The sequence below is a fragment of the Campylobacter showae CSUNSWCD genome (assembly GCF_000313615.1).
Classification (GTDB): Bacteria; Campylobacterota; Campylobacteria; order Campylobacterales; family Campylobacteraceae; genus Campylobacter_A; species Campylobacter_A showae_A.
This window is the reverse complement of sequence record NZ_AMZQ01000007.1, coordinates 119,025-134,132: the sequence shown is the minus strand read 5'-3', so window position 1 is coordinate 134,132 and position 15,108 is coordinate 119,025. Positions and strand designations below refer to the sequence as shown.

The following is a 15,108-nucleotide window of genomic DNA, read 5'->3' as shown; positions in this document are numbered from 1 at the left end:
CGCCTTTATTTGCCCATCGCGCGGACTTCGACGTTAACCTCAGGGGCTAAGTCAAGCTTTGTTAGCGAGTCGACGGTATCGGGCGTAGCCGCTACGATATCTAGCATTCTAGCGTGAATTCTCATTTCAAACTGCTCGCGTGAGTCTTTGTTGATGTGTGGTGATTTTAAGACCGTGTAGCGTTTGATCTTCGTAGGCATCGGCACCGGACCTCTGACGTCGGCGCCCGTTCGTTTGACAGCTTCTACTATGGCTGCAACTGTGCGGTCGAGAACTCTATGGTCATAAGCTTTAAGCTTAAGCCTGATTCTTTCCATTTTCTTTCCTTTGAATAGAACTTGTCGCAAACATACGACACTTCTTACTTGTGTAAGAGACTCGGATTTTATCCAAATGGCTTTTTAATGTCAATATTTTGAGCGAATTTGATGAAATTTAATAAAATTATTTCCTTTTTATAAGGAAGCTTTTGTAAATTTGGCTGAAAATTTGATGCTGGAAATTTAGATTTGATTTTGGGAGAATTTGGACAGATTAAAACCATGTCCAAATTTTAAAATTACCTTGAGCCTTGTTTTAAAAGCTCGTACATTGCGCAGGTTAGTTGCCAAAGTTTAACGCCTTCTTCAAAAGATTGAACAACATTATCGGTAGCCCCAGTAGTACATCCTCTTTGATAATATTTCATTGCGTCGTTTTTTTCATTTATTCTTAAGTATACATCGCCCAAAAAGCTGCAAGCAGTAAAATCCGGCGTGATGTCGCAACTTTTTTCAACACGCCCAATTCCTTCCCAAAACGCTTGCTTCTCATTTATGCCTGAAACATGCTTATTGATATACAAAAATCCGAGATTTCTACAACCGAGCGCGTCGTTTCCGATGTCGCAAGACTTAGTATATAACTCAAACGCTTTTTTGTAGTCCCTCTTTACGCCTTTTTCATTTTCGTACATAAAGCCTAGATTATTGCACGACCTGTAGTTTCCATTATCGCAGCCCTTTTTATAAAATTTCATCGCCTTGCCGTAGTCCTGCTTTACCCCGTACGCCTCGAAGGCAAAATCATAAACTCCGCCCGCCACGCCGCATGCCATCTCGTCCCCGGCATTACACTTGTTTTCATAGTCCTTTAGTATATTTGCCATCGGATTGTCTATCGCCAAAGCGCTTATTAACATTAGGCCAAAAACCGTAATTTTTTTCATAATATCCGCCTTTCAAATAAAAATTTAACGCATTCTATACCCCCCCCTTTTTTTAAAAATCGTTAAATTTACCCTTGTTTTTTGACATCAAATTTTAACTATCTTCCTCTTTACAAGGAAACTTTGCTATAATTTTCCAAATTTAAAAGGCAAAAAATGCAAACTCTAACCGCGCTCTACCAAAATTCACCAAAAAACATCAAATTTATAAATAGAAAATTTGAGATCACAGCGCCAAAAACGCTGATAAAAGGCGGCATAGGAAGCGGCAAAACCTCGCTGATCGCGGGCTTTTTGTCGGCATTTGAGAGCAAAGAGTTTTTGTACATAAATTTAGGCGATCTGCGCATAGATGCGGATGAGATTTTGTCAAATTTGCCAGATTTTTTACGCCAAAATCCGCAGATAAAAATTCTAGCGATCGATGATTTCGAGCAGAGATTTCAGGAAAAACTTGAACCGATTTTGGAGCTAAATTTATCAAATTTTATCGTCGCTTCGCGGTTTAAAGATGCAAATTTGAGCGGTTTTAGCGAGCTAAATTTGGATTTTTTAGACTACGAGGAGTTTATCGCATTTTTTTCGAAAAAGATCGATCCAGAGACGCTTTTTAGCCACTTTTTACTTCACGGCAGAAGCCCAGCGTCGGCCTTTGGCGACGCCGAAAACGTCGCGGCAAATCTACAAACCGCGCTAAAATCCTCACTCTCTGCCACACAGCTAGCCGTACTAAAAGAGTGCGCGAAAGCTCAGGCGCAAAATGTGAGCGTCTTTGAGATTTTTAGCACGTTAAAATCCACGAGAAAAATCTCAAAAGATAGCGTTTACGGCGCACTTAGCGAGCTAGAAAACATGAGCGCGGTTAGCCTGGTAGAGAAATTTAACGAACCAAACGCCGCAAAAAGGCTTTATTTTAACGACTTTGCGTTTAAAAGCGCGCTAAGCCTAAAAAAGGACTTCGCTAAAAACTTTAACAACACGGTTTTTTGCGAGCTGGCCAAATTTAACGAACGGATTTTTTATACAAAAGAGCTTAATTTTTTCCTGCCAAAAAGGAAACTTGCGATCATTTGCTCGCCGTTTAGCGATGCGGATTTGGTCTTTTTAAAATTTAAAAAACTGCACGCAAATTTAAAAATTTTAGGTATAAATAGGCTACAAGCAATCAGCGTGGCAAACTCGGGAAAGACGAGCATAGAGGGCATAAAATGCGAGGTCGCGCCGTTTTCTCGCTGGGCGCTAGGCATATAAAAAGGAGTGATTATGAGAGCGGTTGCGGCGATATTTTTAGCCTGCGTTTTGGCGCTAGGCTACGAGATCAGGCACGAAAATGAGGGCAAAATTTATAAATTTGCAGGCGAGGCGGACGGGAGTAAATTTGAGCTCTACATCAGCGAGCTTGAGGCCGAGTTTGAAAATTTTAGCGACAAGGGCGCCGTTTTGCCGCCCAAATTTCAAGGTCACGCATTTTTTGAGGGTGCCAGATACGACTTTAGTAAAGGTAGCATCGACAAATCGGGTGCCGATATAATGGCCGTAAACGCGGTCACCGAGTGGCTAAATCTAAGCGTAAAAGCGGATAACGGCGAACTGACGGGCAAACTAGCTATCAGAGGCAAGGCGCGAAAAGCCGCGATAAAGCAGGTCGCAAGCTATGATTTTGCCGCGCTCGGACTGCAAGAGATCGGGCGAGACGCAGCGCGATTTGAAGCCGTAGCAAGCGACTTTTACTCGCCAAAATTTGCACAAAATAACAAAAAATCCCTCGCCGCAAAGCTTGAAAATTTTAAGTCGGCATGGCTCAAAGACCCATCAAAAAACGCCGCAAACGCGCTAAATAACCTCGAGTATCAAAACGGTAAAATAAGAAGCATATGTGAACTAGGCGCAAGCGGAAAAATCTGCAAAACCGTCTGGCTCAAAAACCTAAAAAAGGTAAATTTGAGTGACGTTTTTAAGGATCCAAACGATGCAAATTTGACGGCACTCTTTGCAAAAGAAAAGATAACTCCGAGCGAAAATTTTACGCTTTCGCCAAGCGGCATTACCTTTTATGACGGCACGGCCGGCGGTAAAAATAACGAGATCTCGCTACCGCTTGAGCCCATCAAAGAGCATTTAAAACAAAATTTCGGGCTGTTTTAGCCAACTTTTCCGCCAGAAAAGGAAACCTTGAAACATGCAAGACAAAATTTGATAGCTTAAATTTTACAAAATTTATTTGAAAGCATGCCGATGAAAAACAAATTTGACGCCCAAATCTGCGGTATCGACGAAGCGGGTCGCGGCGCGCTGGCTGGACCTTTGGCGGTGGCTGCATGCGTACTAAAGCGCGAGATAGCGGGCCTAAACGACTCAAAAAAACTAACTAAAAAGCGGCGCGAGCGGCTGTTTCGCGAGATCATCAAAAACTCGGACTTTCTTATCGTATATTTTTCAAACGAGCAAATCGACGAGCTAGGCCTTAGCGAGTGCCTTAGACGTGCGCTGCGGCTATTTATGACGCATTTTACGAACTGCGAGCTGCTCTACGACGGCAATGCAAACTACGGCACTGGCATAAAAACAATGGTCGGAGCCGACGGTAAAGTAGCACAAGTGAGCGCCGCAAGCATCCTAGCCAAGGTAAGCCGCGACGCGCTGATGAGGGCGTGGGACGGCGTGCATGCGGGCTACGGATACGCCACGCACAAAGGATACGGCACAAAAGCGCATCTAGACGCGATCGCGAGGCTTGGCGACTCGCCGCTTCAAAGGCGCAGCTTTCGCGTAAAAAGCTTTGAGCGCGGACTGTTTGATGAGTAAAATTGACTTTGCGTAGCCTTGTTTTCGTAAAATAGATTGAACATTTGCGCGACGATAAATTATACGAATTTTACGCATAAACGTCAAAAAACTAAAACTGGAATGTCTTTAAATTTAACTGTATTATCGGCGACCTTATGAGTGACCGAGTTACGCGATACGGCCTAATTGCCAAATTTGATTTTACAAGAAAACAAGAGTAAATTTGATATTTACACACGCTTGTCGCAATGCCGTTGACCTCAGGGCGACCACCGCTTGGCGTAGCAGTAAAACTCTAAATTTTAGTTAAAAATACCGCAAATTTAAACACAAAAATGAAGCAAATTTGGCTTATTTCGCGCAAGATATTTTTAAAAACTACAAAATTTCTCGTAAATGCTAGCAACCGACTTGTTCGCGTAAATATCGTGCTAAGGCTTAGATTTTCGCGCTTCGTAGCCTGATTGTCGCGATTTTTTGAGGGCGTATTTGCGCTTGGCGTTAGGATTAAAAAGTCTAAATTTACGCGCTTCTAGCCCCTCGCTGTGCCCTATTTTTCTATGATTTATTGCATAAATTTTAGATATTTTACGGCGCCTGCGAGCAAATTTCCTAAGCCGCCGTGTGAGACATTTTTATATCAAATGCGTCCGTTAGCCGTTTTTCTCGCCATTTATATCATAAATATAAATTCGCCAAACATCTTTGCTATGCGTAAAAATCCTCGCAAATTTCACGCGCGTAGCGTCTGTTTTGCTACGCTTCGTTTAGGGCGCGGTTATCTTGGAGTTAGCCGTAAATTCTCTTTAAATTTGCTAGATTTGCGCTCAAATTTAAAAGTAGCATATCAGCCGTTACTAGTCTAGCCATCGCAGTTGCTACGACGCTGCCGCGCACTCCGATACACGGGTCATGCCGTCCGCGCAGCTCGCAGATGGCGTCCTCGCCGCGCACGTTTTGCGTCGGCTGTGATAAAAATATCGACGGAGTCGGCTTAAAATGCGTCTTTATCACGATCTCTTGTCCGCTCGTCATGCCGCCCAGTGTTCCGCCCGCGTGATTTGAGGTAAAACCGAATTTCTCGTTTGAATTTGAGTCGCGGCAAGCGCTTTTAAATTCGTCAAATTTGTCTCCGTTTAAATTTGACCGCTCACCCGCACCGTCAAGAGCAGAGTCGTCCGAGCTACTCAAATTTACGCCGCGAGCCGAGCCTCCCGAATTTACGTGCGCATATTTTGCGCCCATCGAGTCGTTATTTTCGCTGCCGCGCATCTTGCTAGCACTCACGCCCTCGCCGATCTCTACGGCTTTGACGCCGTTTATGCCCATCATCGCAGCCGCAATTGCCGCGTCAAATTTATAGTATAACCCCTCGCCAAGCCCAGCCGGCGCGCCGTGGATAACCGTAACGACGCTAGCTCCGACGCTGTCGTGCTCCTGCTTAGCTTTTAGGATTTCTTCTTTCATCGCTTCTTCGTTGCCTAGCGAAAATATCTCCGAGCGCGCCGCGAGATCAAAGTCTAACCGCTCGCCGCACGAAATTTTGCCCACGCTAGCCACGCCGCTTTGTACGCTCATGCCAAATTCGTCCAGCAAAATTTGAGCTATCGCACCGCCAGCCACGCGCACGGCCGTCTCTCTAGCCGAGCTGCGTCCGCCGCCTCGGTGGTCGCGGATGCCGTATTTGCGGTAGTAGGCGTAGTCGGCGTGCCCGGGACGAAAGAGCTCGCGTAAATTTTCATAATCGCCCGATTTTTGATTTTCGTTTCGGATGATGAAACCGATCGGAGTGCCAGTGCTGACACCTTCAAACACGCCGCTTAAAATCTCCACGCGGTCGCCCTCATTCCTTGCCGTGGCAAATTTAGAGCCGCCCGGCTTTCGCTTATCAAGCTCGCTTTGGATAAAATTTAAATCAATACGCACGCCTGCAGGAAAGCCGTCTAGCACGCCGCCGATCGCCGATCCGTGACTCTCGCCAAACGTCGTTAGCGTTAGTTTGCGCCCAAAGGTATTCACTTGCCCTCTCCTAAAATCTCAAGCGCGGTTTTAGCGGCTTTTTGCTCGGCTTCTTTTTTGCTCTTGCCCGCGGCTCGCGAGATCTCGCGCTCGTTTAGCATCAGCGCGATCTCAAATTCCTTCTTGTGATCGGGGCCTTTTGAGCCCACCAGCACGTATTTTGGTATCTCGGCGAAGCGCGCTTGAGTGAGCTCTTGCAGCGCGGTTTTGTAGTCTTTTACCATGCGGTCGAAATTTATATCGGGGTAGCATCTCTCAAAGGCCTTTAGGCTAGCCGCGCGTACGGCGTCAAAGCCGCTTTCTAGGTAGATCGCGCCCATCAGCGCCTCAAAGGCGTCTGATAAGATCGAGGCTTTTGCCCGTCCGCCGTTGTGCTCCTCGGCGGGCGAGATATTGATGAGTTGGCCTAAATTTAGATATTTAGCCAGCTCGGCGAAGCTTTTTTCATTTACGAGCGCGGCGCGCAGTTTGCTTAGATCGCCTTCGCTTAGGCGCGAAAATTTGTGAAAAAGATAATCCCCGATCACTAGATCCATCACCGCATCGCCCAAAAACTCGAGCCTCTCGTTGTTTGCGCCGCCTTTTACGCTTTTATGCGTGAGCGCAGTTTTTAGCAGCTTTTCGTCTTTAAATTTATATCCTAATTTTTCTTCCAAATTTCGCATTATTCGCCTTTTAAGTTATTTTTTATCTTTACGGCTTGTTCGCGCGCCATCTCGTCGCAAAGCTCGTTTTGCGGGTGTCCGGCGTGGCCTTTGACCCAGATCGCCTCGACCTCGTGCCGCTCGCTAGCAGCCAGATACTCCTGCCACAGAGGGACGTTTTTTACGTTTTTAAAGTTTTTTTTGACCCAGCCCTCTAGCCACGCATTTACGGCGTTTGCGACGTATGAGCTATCGGTGTAGAGCTTTACGCGGCAGGGCTGTTTTAGCGCCTTTAGCCCCTCGATCGCAGCGCGTAGTTCCATTTGATTATTTGTCGTGTGCGCCTCGCCGCCGCTTGCCGTTTTTTTGTGCTCTCCGTACTCTAGGGTGTATGCCCAGCCGCCAGGACCTGGGTTATCCAGACACGAGCCGTCGCTAAAAAGGCATACTGTTTTCATCGGATTTTTCCGTGATGTGAGGCAAAATTTGCACGCTGCCTAGCTCGCTACACATCGGACAGCGGTAAAAATGCATCGGAAAGGCGTTTTTACAGCTCTTGCAAACGTAGTTAAAGCTAAGCGCGGCTTTGTCGTAGTTTGCCGCTTTTAGCTTCTTTAAAACCTCTAGCTCAAAGCCTAGCGGTGCGCCGTCCTCGTCGCTCATGCCTTTTACGAAAAACAGGCTCTTATACTCGGGATCGGTTAAATTTACGGGCGAGTTTTGATAATAAACCAAATCCAAAACATCCTCAAGCGGCGGGAAATCGGCAAAATCTTTAAGAGCCGAGCCGCTTAAATTTAGCCTCTCCATCGCCATTCGGCGCACGAGCGCAAATTCGTCCTTTAGGGCTAAAATTTCGCCGATTTTAGCGGTTTCATCTTTGCTTTTATCCGCTAAAATTTGCAGCGCCTTGATATACGCCGTCTGCGCTCTCACGTCACTGCCAAGCTCCTGCAAAGCATCCAGGGTCTGCAATGCGCCCTCGTAGTCTTTTAGTTTTTCGAAAATTATCGTTAGAGATTTTAGCGCGATTTGATTTCGCGGGGAGATTTTTAGCGCCTCTAAAAATACGCTCTTTGCGCGCTCCAAAAAGCCCGCCTTAAAATAAGTTTGACCAAGATCGGTGAAAATTTGCTCCTTTGCCGTGCGGTTTTTAGCCCGCTCCAAAGCCACGGCATAGACGTTGATAGCCTTTTCAAAATACCCGCTTTTTGAAAACGTCCCCGCCAAAAAGCACATCGTAGCCGTATCTGCACCCGAGTTTATCAAAAGCTGTTTGTTTTCGTCGCTCAGACCCTGAGATTTGCCGAATTTTTTCAAAAATCCCGCGATCTCCGCCTTTTCGTCTTTGTTCTTAAAAACGCCCCATGCGTAGCTAAAAACGGCGATCACGAGCACCGCGGCGACTAGCACCACGAGACCGAAAATCGGGTCTCTAAATTCGATAAAAAATATATCCAAAATGCCGCTTTCTAAAGTCAAATTTAACGCCGATTATAGCAAAACGATTGTATAATCTCGCTTATGATCGATCCAAAATCAATAGAAAGACTAAAAGCGCAAACCGATATCGTCGATGTCGTCGGGCACTATCTGCCGCTGAAAAAAAGTGGCGCGAACTTCGTGTGCGTCTGCCCGTTTCACGACGATAAAAACCCGAGCATGAGCGTGAGCCCGTCGCGCGGGATATTTCACTGCTTTTCGTGCAAAGCCGGCGGCGACGCGATCAAATTCGTGATGGACTACGAAAAGCTAAGCTACCCCGAAGCCGTCGAAAAGATCGCTAGTTTGCAAAATTTCACACTAAACTACGTGCGAGGCGGCGAACCGGCGAAGGAAAACAAGCACATCCTAGAAAACGCGAATGCCTTTTACCGCTCGCTGCTTTACAAAACTCCCGCGGCCGCCAGTTATCTGTACTCGCGCGGTGTAACAGACGAGCTGATAGATAAATTTGAGCTGGGTTTCGCACCCGAGAGCGCGCAGACGATAAGGCTACTGCAAAACGAGCAAATCGAACCCAAAGAAGCCCTAGAAGTCGGCATCGTAAAGCAAAACGAAAACGGCATTTACGCGAGTTTCATAAACCGAATCACCTTTCCTATCTACACGCATGCGGGGCGGCTGGTGGGATTTGGCGGACGCACGATCAGCGGCAACCCCGCTAAATACGTAAATTCGCCCCAGTCCGCGGTTTTTGACAAATCGACTCTTTTTTACGGCTACCACCTAGCAAAGCGAGAAATTTTCACCAAAAATCAGATCATCATCACCGAAGGCTACATGGACGTCATCATGCTGCACAAGGCGGGCTTTAACAACGTCGTAGCCGTGCTTGGAACTGCGCTCACGACCAAGCACCTGCCGCTTTTAAAACGCGGCGAGATTAGCGTTATCTTGTGCTTTGACGGCGATGAGGCGGGTATAAACGCCGCGACGAAGTCCGCCCTACTGCTCGCGCAAAACGAAATCGACGGTAGCGTCGTCATCATAGAAGGTGGCGCAGATCCGGCCGATATGGTGGTAGCCGGCAAGATAGAGTATCTGCGGCAAATTTTTGAAAGCGGCATGGAGATTGGCGAATTTTACATCAGGCATTTAGCTAGCGGCTTTGACCTCTCGCGCCCCGTGCAAAAGCAAAAAGCGCTAGAAGCGATCCAGGCCTTTACCGCGAGCCTAAAGCCCATCGTCGCAAACTCCTACATCCCGCTCGTGGCTAAAATTTTAAAGATAGCCGAGGGGTCGTTTTGGCTAACTAGAGGCGCAAATACGCAAGCCGCCAAAGAGCGCATGCAGGCCTACGAAATGCAAAATTTGGGCAAAAATCAGCGCGGGCGTAAAGATATACTTGAAATTCGGTTTTTAAAAACGATGATCGAAAATCCAAATTTTAAAAAAATTGTTTTAGAAAATTTAAAAACGGAGTATTTCGTCCGTCACAGAGATATTTACGAAGCGGTCGCGCAGGGGGCCAGCGCGGACGATCCCGCCGTGCGCGAGCTGATGTTTGAAAACTACGATGCCTTTAAAGACGAGGATGAAATTTTAAAAAATATAGTTATTTTAAAAGTGAGATTTTACGAGAATTTGCACAAAGAATATTCGGCAAAACAAATTCCTTTAGAGGAAAAAAAACAAATACTATCAAAAATAAAAAAAATTATCGAGGAACTTAAAAAATGAAAGCGTTAGTTTTATTTAGCGGCGGGCTGGACAGCATGATCGCCATCAAGCTGCTAACAGCTCAAGGCATCGATGTCACTGCGATCCACATCGACATCGGCTTTAGCGGCGACGAGAAAAAGGCGGAAATTTTACGCCGCCGCGCAAACGAAGCCGGAGCCGATTTTAAGATGGTCGATATCAGAAACGAATACCTACGCGACGTGCTTTTCACGCCAAAATACGGCTACGGCAAGCACTTTAACCCATGCATCGACTGCCACGGGTATATGTTTAAAACGGCGCTTGCGATGATGCGCTCGGAGGGTGCGGACTTTATCGCGACGGGCGAAGTGATCGGTCAGCGTCCGATGAGCCAGAGGCGCGACGCGATGGCGCAGGTCAAAAACGCCGCAGGCGACGAGGAGGACCTCATCCTGCGTCCGATGTCTGCGCAGCTGATGAAGCCCACGAAGCCCGAGCGCGAGGGTTGGGTCGATCGCAGCAAGCTGCTCGCCATCAGCGGACGCGACCGCAAGAGACAGCTCGCGCTTGCGAAAGAGTTTGGCTTTAGCGAGTACGAGACGCCCGGCGGCGGGTGCCTGCTCACGATCGAGAGCTTTGCGAATAAAATCAAAGATTTCATCAAATTTGACCCGGATATGACGAGCGCTGATATGCAGCTACTGCGCCTCGGACGACATCTGCGCCTAACAAACGGCACCAAAATGGTCATCGGCCGCGACGAAAACGACAACGCCAAACTGCTAGCTCTAAATAATCCAAAATTTACGCAGATCAAATTTGACGGCGATATCGTGGGCGCGGTGAGCTTCGTGGATGCTAAATTTAACGAAGCCGACCTCGAGTTAGCCGTGCGGCTGGCGCTTGCCTATACAAGAGCAGACAAAGATACGGCGGTGCGAGCTAGGATCGGCGAGCGCGAGATTTGCGTGAAACCTTTTGAGAGCAAGCAGGCTGCGCAGGAGTTTTTTGTTAGTTAAATTTACCTTAAAAAGCTCGCCAGCAAAATAAATTTGACGCCGAATTTGAGATTGCTTTCGCAGTAAATTTTGATGGCTAAAATTTAGCGATATATCCTTTGCCATCTCAAATTTGGATTTGCTCGCGAGATAAATTTGGCACCAATTTCTGGCTACTTTGGGCTTAAATTTGCTTGATTTGCTAAAGCCCAAGCTTCAAATTTAGACTGACGGGCAACTAAATTTCGCACTTTTTGTGCGTATGATTAGTCGGTAAATTTGCTATCTTTTGTAATTTTACCGACCAGCGTTAGCTGGACTACTCTGCGCGATTTGGTAAAATTTACCGTAAATACCGTCGCTTTTATGTAGATTAATCCCAAATTTGAAATTCAAGTCCTTTGTTTTATGCCAAAAATGTCGTAAAAAGCTCAAATTTTGGTTTATAGCTCAACGCGCCAAAATCAAAATGATACTGGCTTTTATTTTATTTTGAGATATTTTAAGTATAATTCTCAATTTAATATAATAATGAGAGTTTTTGCGATGGATTATCAAGGATTATTTTTGTTGGCGCAGTTTTTAAACGAGAGAAAAAAGGCAAGTCGTAAGGAGATAGCGGAGTTTTTATCGCGCGAAACTGGTGCAAGCCAGAGTAAAGCGGACGCGCTTTTAAGCGTCATAGCAAATAGCCCCAAAATTCAAGCTTTACCGCAAGAAAAAAGGATCGTTTTAAAGACCTCGCGAGGGATTTACGAGATAAGCAAAGCCGGCGAAAAACTCCTAAAAAGCAAAAACGCGCGGCAAAATTTTGAGGATTGGGTTGACGGCGTTTACGGCAAAACTGCGACGCAAAATTTACCCGCCCCCAAAACGAAAAAATACCTAAAAACCGTTACCGCTCTCGTTGTCCACGAGATAAAGGACAAAATGATCGGCGAAGCAATCAAAAAACCGATAGAAGCGATAAAAACACTCGCGCTAAAGCTCATGAAAAAGCATAAATATCTAGGCAAATTTTATGCTTTTAGACACGTTTTTTTGGCGCTTCTGGCTGCCAAGATCGCGTTTGACGTCGTCAAATTCTTTAAAAATCGCAAACTAGAAAAACTGCTTGCAAGCAAACAGTTAAGCGCGTTGACGTAAAATCCAAAACCATTTGTCGCAACTCTATTTTTATCAAATTTACATCTTATCCTCGTCCGCAATAAAGCCGGCCGTTAAATCGAACGCAATGCCGCAAAGACCGTAATAACAACGCAATGAAATTTGCTTTCTCTTTTAAAATTTACCGTTAAATTTGGCTATGGTTAAATTGGCAGCTTTGCGGAGCGCATAAATTTGAGGGCCGATTTGATCTCGCAAGCAGTGACAACAAAAGCATCCGCCGTCAAGCCGAGCTAGTGCAAACAAACCGCGCAAACAATCAAAAACCCCGCACAAGAGCAGCCCCAAACAGCCGTCCAAAAGCCCAAAATCAAGCCTAAATTTACGAATTTTAGCCCCGTTTGGCTATAATTGCACCCAAAAAAGGAGCAAAAATGTACATCGTTTTAGGCATCATTGCCGTCCTCGCGCTCATAGTCATCTCAGTCTACAACTCGCTGGTGGGCAAGCGCAACCAAGTCTCAAACATCAGATCCGGCGTCGATACGCAGCTAAAAAAGCGCTTTGACCTCATCCCAAACCTCGTCGCCACCGTCAAGCAGTACATCACGCACGAGCGCGAGCTGCTAGAAAACATCTCCGCGCTTAGAAGCGGTATTCAAAAGGCCGCGGGCGACGAGCAGAGATTTGCGCTAAACGGCGAGCTGTCAAACCTCATCTCAAAGCTCAACGTCGTCGTCGAGAACTACCCCGAGCTCAAAGCCAACGAAAACGTCATGCACCTGCAAAAGACGCTAAACGATGTTGAGGAGCAGATCTCCGCCGCGCGCCGCGCCTACAACGCCGCAGTGACTGATTATAACAACGCCGTGGAGATGTTTCCGTCAAACATCGTCGCTAGCTGGGCGAGGTTTCACAAGGCGGCATTTTTCGAGGTGCCGAAAGGTCAAGACGACCCGCACGACGTGCACGAGCTTTTTAACCGCTAAATTTGCGCTCGTTTCGTCAAATTTGACGTTAAATTTGAGCGCTTTAACTGCGTCCTTGAAAACACGAGCGGGCTTCGTCGGCTCGTTAAATTTGAGCACAAAAGCGGCGCGGGCGGTAAATTTGAGCCAAATTTGATCCAAATTTGAGCGTCGCCGCCCACAGAAAAGAGCTTAAATTTAAGCGGTTTAAAACGCAAATTTAAAGGCTAAAGCCCGCAAAATAGCCAAATTTGCAAAAGGCGTTAGATTAAAAACAGGAGCAAAAATGGACGATCTGGCCTTGCTAGAGCTTGAGCGGCAAAAGGTTTTGCGTTCGCTTTTTAGGCTAAAGCTCACCTGCGTCTTTGTCGCCGCCGCGCTAGCTTGGCTACTTTATTTAGCCGCGCAAAACGCCGTCCTTAGCGCGGTCGCGTTTGTGGTCTGCGGGGCTGCGATGTACTATTTTTTCGAGAGTATTTTCACGGGTAGCTTTACCTTTAAATTTAAGCGAAAAGTCGTGAGGAGCATCGTGGAGAGCTGCGGTCTGGCGTATTATCCGGGCGAGTGCGTAGAGAGCGATTATCTTTATATGATTTATGATTTTGACATCGACAAATACTCGGGCAACGACCTGATTTTCGGGCAGATAGAGGGAGTGCGGGTCAAATTTAGCGACGTAGAGGCGATAAGCATCAAAGAGGATCTACACGGAAACAAGACGCATAGAGTGCTTTTTGCGGGGATTTTGTTCGTCGCCGATTTTCCTAAACGGCTAAAGGGCGTCACTCAAATTTGCAGCGGGATGGATGATTTTAAGGACTACGGCGGCAAGCGTGCGAGGATGGACGACGCTGAGTTTGAGCGGCTATTTCGCGTCTATACGACTGATCAGATCGAGGCTAGATATGCGCTCACGCCTAGTCTGATGGAAAATCTAAAACTGCTAAAAACGAGATTTCACCGCCCTATAAATATCGTGCTAGTCGGCGATAAAATCTGCATGGCGATCCGCACGGGACGCGATAACTTCGAGCCCGATCTGCGCCGTCCGCTCGTGGGCAAAGGGGCAAATAGATTTTACAAAGACGAGATCGGAGGCTTCCTTCGTATCGTCGAGGAGCTGCGGCTAAACCGTAAAATTTGGCTGGACTAGGGACTTTGGCGTCAAATTTGACAGGCGGCATAACCCGCACCCTAAAAACGCAAACAAGCGGGCTAATCTAAAACAGGGCGGCAAAAATGCAAAAAGGAGAGTTGGTGAAGGGCGTAGCGATCAACGAAACGACGATAATCGGCGATGACGGCAAATACTATAAATTTAGCTTCGAGGACGTGCGCTCGGGGCGACCTAGCGGCGGCGAGCGAGCGGCGTTTCGGCCTGATGGGGCGTTTGCGAGAGATGTATTTGTGATCGCAGACGAGGGCGAAAAGCGCTCGACGAAAAACGTCAGAAGCGAGGAGACGAAGGCTGCGTTAAAAGAGAGCGCGGCGTTTGAGCGGGCTAGGATGCTGGGTATCGCATCGGGCATCGTACCGGCCGTGATCAAGATCTACGCGTACTTTATCGCTAGTTACTCGGGACTGGCGCTGCAGATCGCGGACAATCTCGCCGTCATAGCAGCCGCACTGCTAACCTACGCGGCGCTAGGCGGAGTCGCCAAGCTCGCTCACAGCGAGGATCTGCACATAAACTACGGCAAGGCGATGATCGTGATGTTCGTCGCTCACGTCACGGCGACGCTGGCGTCCTATATGGCGGACGCGGCTCATCCGCTAGCTAAGCTAGTCGCCGTCATCGCGCTACTGCTACTAGGCTACGTCGCGTTCGTGTGGGGGAGGGTCTTTTTCGAGCTTGCGAGGCTAACTAGAAACGGGCTTTTTCGCATCTACGTTTGCACGTTTTTTGCGGGCGAGCTACTGTGGGCGAGCGGTGTTTTGGCGGTATTTGGTTTCTTTTTGCTCGTGGCTTCGTTTTTCATCTATATCGCGGCTTGGGTGAAAACGGACAAGGTCGGCGAAGCAAAATATGGGGAGCAAATTTGAAACGACTGTATAAAATCAAAACCCGTAGCTGATTTTACCGGACTTGCTTGCGAATAAAATAAATTAGCCTAGCCCAAAACTGCCATGTTTTATCTTTTGCTTTAACAGTCGATGTATCGAGCGTTTTTAAATGAAATCGGCAAATTTAAATCGAGCGGCCGGCTTAAATTTGCCCTGCACTGTACCTC

17 protein-coding genes are annotated in these 15,108 nt (G+C 47.1%); 10 read left to right on the top strand and 7 right to left on the bottom strand.

The window, feature by feature from the left end:
* Nucleotides 1-5 precede the first annotated feature (5 nt).
* Nucleotides 6-317, bottom strand: coding sequence for a 30S ribosomal protein S10 (gene rpsJ, locus CSUNSWCD_RS05355; RefSeq protein WP_002947121.1), 312 nt, complete (start codon nt 315-317; stop codon nt 6-8).
* 242 nt (nt 318-559) lie between these two features.
* A complete protein-coding gene (locus tag CSUNSWCD_RS05350; protein ID WP_009494823.1) occupies nt 560-1,207 on the bottom strand; it encodes a tetratricopeptide repeat protein in 648 nt (215 codons plus the stop codon).
* A 156-nt stretch (nt 1,208-1,363) separates the two neighbouring features.
* Here CSUNSWCD_RS05350 and CSUNSWCD_RS05345 point away from each other — a divergent pair, with 156 nt between their 5' ends.
* The 4 genes from CSUNSWCD_RS05345 (at nt 1,364) to CSUNSWCD_RS11885 (ending at nt 4,458) form a co-directional block, all read left to right on the top strand.
* Entirely contained in the window at nt 1,364-2,458 is a 1,095-nt protein-coding gene (locus CSUNSWCD_RS05345; RefSeq protein WP_009494822.1) for an ATP-binding protein, read from the top strand.
* Between the two features lie 12 nt (nt 2,459-2,470).
* A complete protein-coding gene (locus tag CSUNSWCD_RS05340; protein WP_009494821.1) occupies nt 2,471-3,352 on the top strand; it encodes a hypothetical protein in 882 nt (293 codons plus the stop codon).
* A 90-nt stretch (nt 3,353-3,442) separates the two neighbouring features.
* Nucleotides 3,443-4,012 carry a ribonuclease HII gene (locus CSUNSWCD_RS05335; RefSeq protein WP_009494820.1) on the top strand — a complete coding sequence of 190 codons (570 nt, stop codon included), beginning with the start codon at nt 3,443-3,445 and terminating at the stop codon, nt 4,010-4,012.
* Nucleotides 4,013-4,329: 317 nt separating this feature from the next.
* The gene (locus CSUNSWCD_RS11885; RefSeq protein ID WP_009494819.1) at nt 4,330-4,458 is read left to right on the top strand and encodes a hypothetical protein; all 129 of its coding nucleotides are present in this window, start codon (nt 4,330-4,332) and stop codon (nt 4,456-4,458) included.
* A gap of 325 nt (nt 4,459-4,783) precedes the next feature.
* Here the strand turns inward: CSUNSWCD_RS11885 and aroC are convergent, their stop codons facing one another.
* Genes aroC through CSUNSWCD_RS05315 form a run of 4 tightly spaced genes read right to left on the bottom strand, consistent with a single transcriptional unit; the run spans nt 4,784 to nt 8,118 of the window.
* Nucleotides 4,784-6,013 (bottom strand): chorismate synthase, encoded by a 1,230-nt coding sequence (gene aroC, locus CSUNSWCD_RS05330; protein WP_009494818.1) that lies wholly within the window; start codon nt 6,011-6,013, stop codon nt 4,784-4,786.
* A complete protein-coding gene (rnc, locus tag CSUNSWCD_RS05325; protein ID WP_009494817.1) occupies nt 6,010-6,678 on the bottom strand; it encodes a ribonuclease III in 669 nt (222 codons plus the stop codon). Before rnc ends, aroC begins: the two co-directional genes overlap by 4 nt.
* Entirely contained in the window at nt 6,678-7,115 is a 438-nt protein-coding gene (gene rnhA / locus CSUNSWCD_RS05320) for a ribonuclease HI (RefSeq protein ID WP_009494816.1), read from the bottom strand. Before rnhA ends, rnc begins: the two co-directional genes overlap by 1 nt.
* Nucleotides 7,093-8,118: a tetratricopeptide repeat protein gene (locus CSUNSWCD_RS05315; RefSeq protein ID WP_034964442.1), complete on the bottom strand. Its 1,026-nt coding sequence runs from the start codon at nt 8,116-8,118 to the stop codon at nt 7,093-7,095. Before CSUNSWCD_RS05315 ends, rnhA begins: the two co-directional genes overlap by 23 nt.
* 63 nt (nt 8,119-8,181) lie before the next feature.
* On the opposite strand from CSUNSWCD_RS05315, the gene dnaG reads away from it, so the two are divergent.
* The 4 genes from dnaG (at nt 8,182) to CSUNSWCD_RS05295 (ending at nt 12,898) form a co-directional block, all read left to right on the top strand.
* Nucleotides 8,182-9,840 (top strand): DNA primase, encoded by a 1,659-nt coding sequence (gene dnaG / locus CSUNSWCD_RS05310; protein WP_009494814.1) that lies wholly within the window; start codon nt 8,182-8,184, stop codon nt 9,838-9,840.
* On the top strand, nt 9,837-10,823 hold the full coding sequence (locus CSUNSWCD_RS05305; RefSeq protein WP_009494813.1) for an argininosuccinate synthase domain-containing protein: 987 nt from the start codon (nt 9,837-9,839) through the stop codon (nt 10,821-10,823). Before dnaG ends, CSUNSWCD_RS05305 begins: the two co-directional genes overlap by 4 nt.
* Before the next feature lie 549 nt (nt 10,824-11,372).
* Nucleotides 11,373-11,948 carry a restriction endonuclease gene (locus CSUNSWCD_RS05300; RefSeq protein ID WP_244263914.1) on the top strand — a complete coding sequence of 192 codons (576 nt, stop codon included), beginning with the start codon at nt 11,373-11,375 and terminating at the stop codon, nt 11,946-11,948.
* A gap of 395 nt (nt 11,949-12,343) precedes the next feature.
* A complete protein-coding gene (locus CSUNSWCD_RS05295; protein ID WP_009494809.1) occupies nt 12,344-12,898 on the top strand; it encodes a LemA family protein in 555 nt (184 codons plus the stop codon).
* Here CSUNSWCD_RS05295 and CSUNSWCD_RS05290 read toward each other — a convergent pair.
* Complete coding sequence (locus CSUNSWCD_RS05290; RefSeq protein WP_009494808.1) at nt 12,895-13,095, bottom strand: hypothetical protein; 201 nt, start codon at nt 13,093-13,095, stop codon at nt 12,895-12,897. The genes CSUNSWCD_RS05295 and CSUNSWCD_RS05290 overlap by 4 nt on opposite strands.
* A 68-nt stretch (nt 13,096-13,163) precedes the next feature.
* On the opposite strand from CSUNSWCD_RS05290, the gene CSUNSWCD_RS05285 reads away from it, so the two are divergent.
* Together CSUNSWCD_RS05285 and CSUNSWCD_RS05280 are read left to right on the top strand one after the other, a co-directional pair.
* Nucleotides 13,164-14,030 (top strand): DUF3137 domain-containing protein, encoded by an 867-nt coding sequence (locus tag CSUNSWCD_RS05285; RefSeq protein ID WP_009494807.1) that lies wholly within the window; start codon nt 13,164-13,166, stop codon nt 14,028-14,030.
* Between the two features lie 86 nt (nt 14,031-14,116).
* Nucleotides 14,117-14,920, top strand: a complete 804-nt coding sequence (locus tag CSUNSWCD_RS05280) for a hypothetical protein (protein ID WP_244263913.1) — start codon at nt 14,117-14,119, stop codon at nt 14,918-14,920.
* Nucleotides 14,921-15,108 lie beyond the last annotated feature (188 nt).

Bases quoted from the DNA above. Each gene is read 5' to 3' on its own strand.
- CSUNSWCD_RS05285 (WP_009494807.1), top strand. From the start codon at position 13,164: ATGGACGATCTGGCCTTGCTAGAGCTTGAGCGGCAAAAGGTTTTGCGT.
- CSUNSWCD_RS05340 (WP_009494821.1), top strand. From the start codon at position 2,471: ATGAGAGCGGTTGCGGCGATATTTTTAGCCTGCGTTTTGGCGCTAGGC.
- CSUNSWCD_RS05350 (WP_009494823.1), bottom strand. From the start codon at position 1,207: ATGAAAAAAATTACGGTTTTTGGCCTAATGTTAATAAGCGCTTTGGCG.
- CSUNSWCD_RS05335 (WP_009494820.1), top strand. From the start codon at position 3,443: ATGAAAAACAAATTTGACGCCCAAATCTGCGGTATCGACGAAGCGGGT.
- rpsJ (WP_002947121.1), bottom strand. From the start codon at position 317: ATGGAAAGAATCAGGCTTAAGCTTAAAGCTTATGACCATAGAGTTCTC.
- rnhA (WP_009494816.1), bottom strand. From the start codon at position 7,115: ATGAAAACAGTATGCCTTTTTAGCGACGGCTCGTGTCTGGATAACCCA.
- CSUNSWCD_RS05280 (WP_244263913.1), top strand. From the start codon at position 14,117: ATGCAAAAAGGAGAGTTGGTGAAGGGCGTAGCGATCAACGAAACGACG.
- CSUNSWCD_RS05295 (WP_009494809.1), top strand. From the start codon at position 12,344: ATGTACATCGTTTTAGGCATCATTGCCGTCCTCGCGCTCATAGTCATC.
- CSUNSWCD_RS11885 (WP_009494819.1), top strand. From the start codon at position 4,330: ATGAAGCAAATTTGGCTTATTTCGCGCAAGATATTTTTAAAAACTACA.
- rnc (WP_009494817.1), bottom strand. From the start codon at position 6,678: ATGCGAAATTTGGAAGAAAAATTAGGATATAAATTTAAAGACGAAAAG.
- CSUNSWCD_RS05305 (WP_009494813.1), top strand. From the start codon at position 9,837: ATGAAAGCGTTAGTTTTATTTAGCGGCGGGCTGGACAGCATGATCGCC.
- CSUNSWCD_RS05345 (WP_009494822.1), top strand. From the start codon at position 1,364: ATGCAAACTCTAACCGCGCTCTACCAAAATTCACCAAAAAACATCAAA.
- dnaG (WP_009494814.1), top strand. From the start codon at position 8,182: ATGATCGATCCAAAATCAATAGAAAGACTAAAAGCGCAAACCGATATC.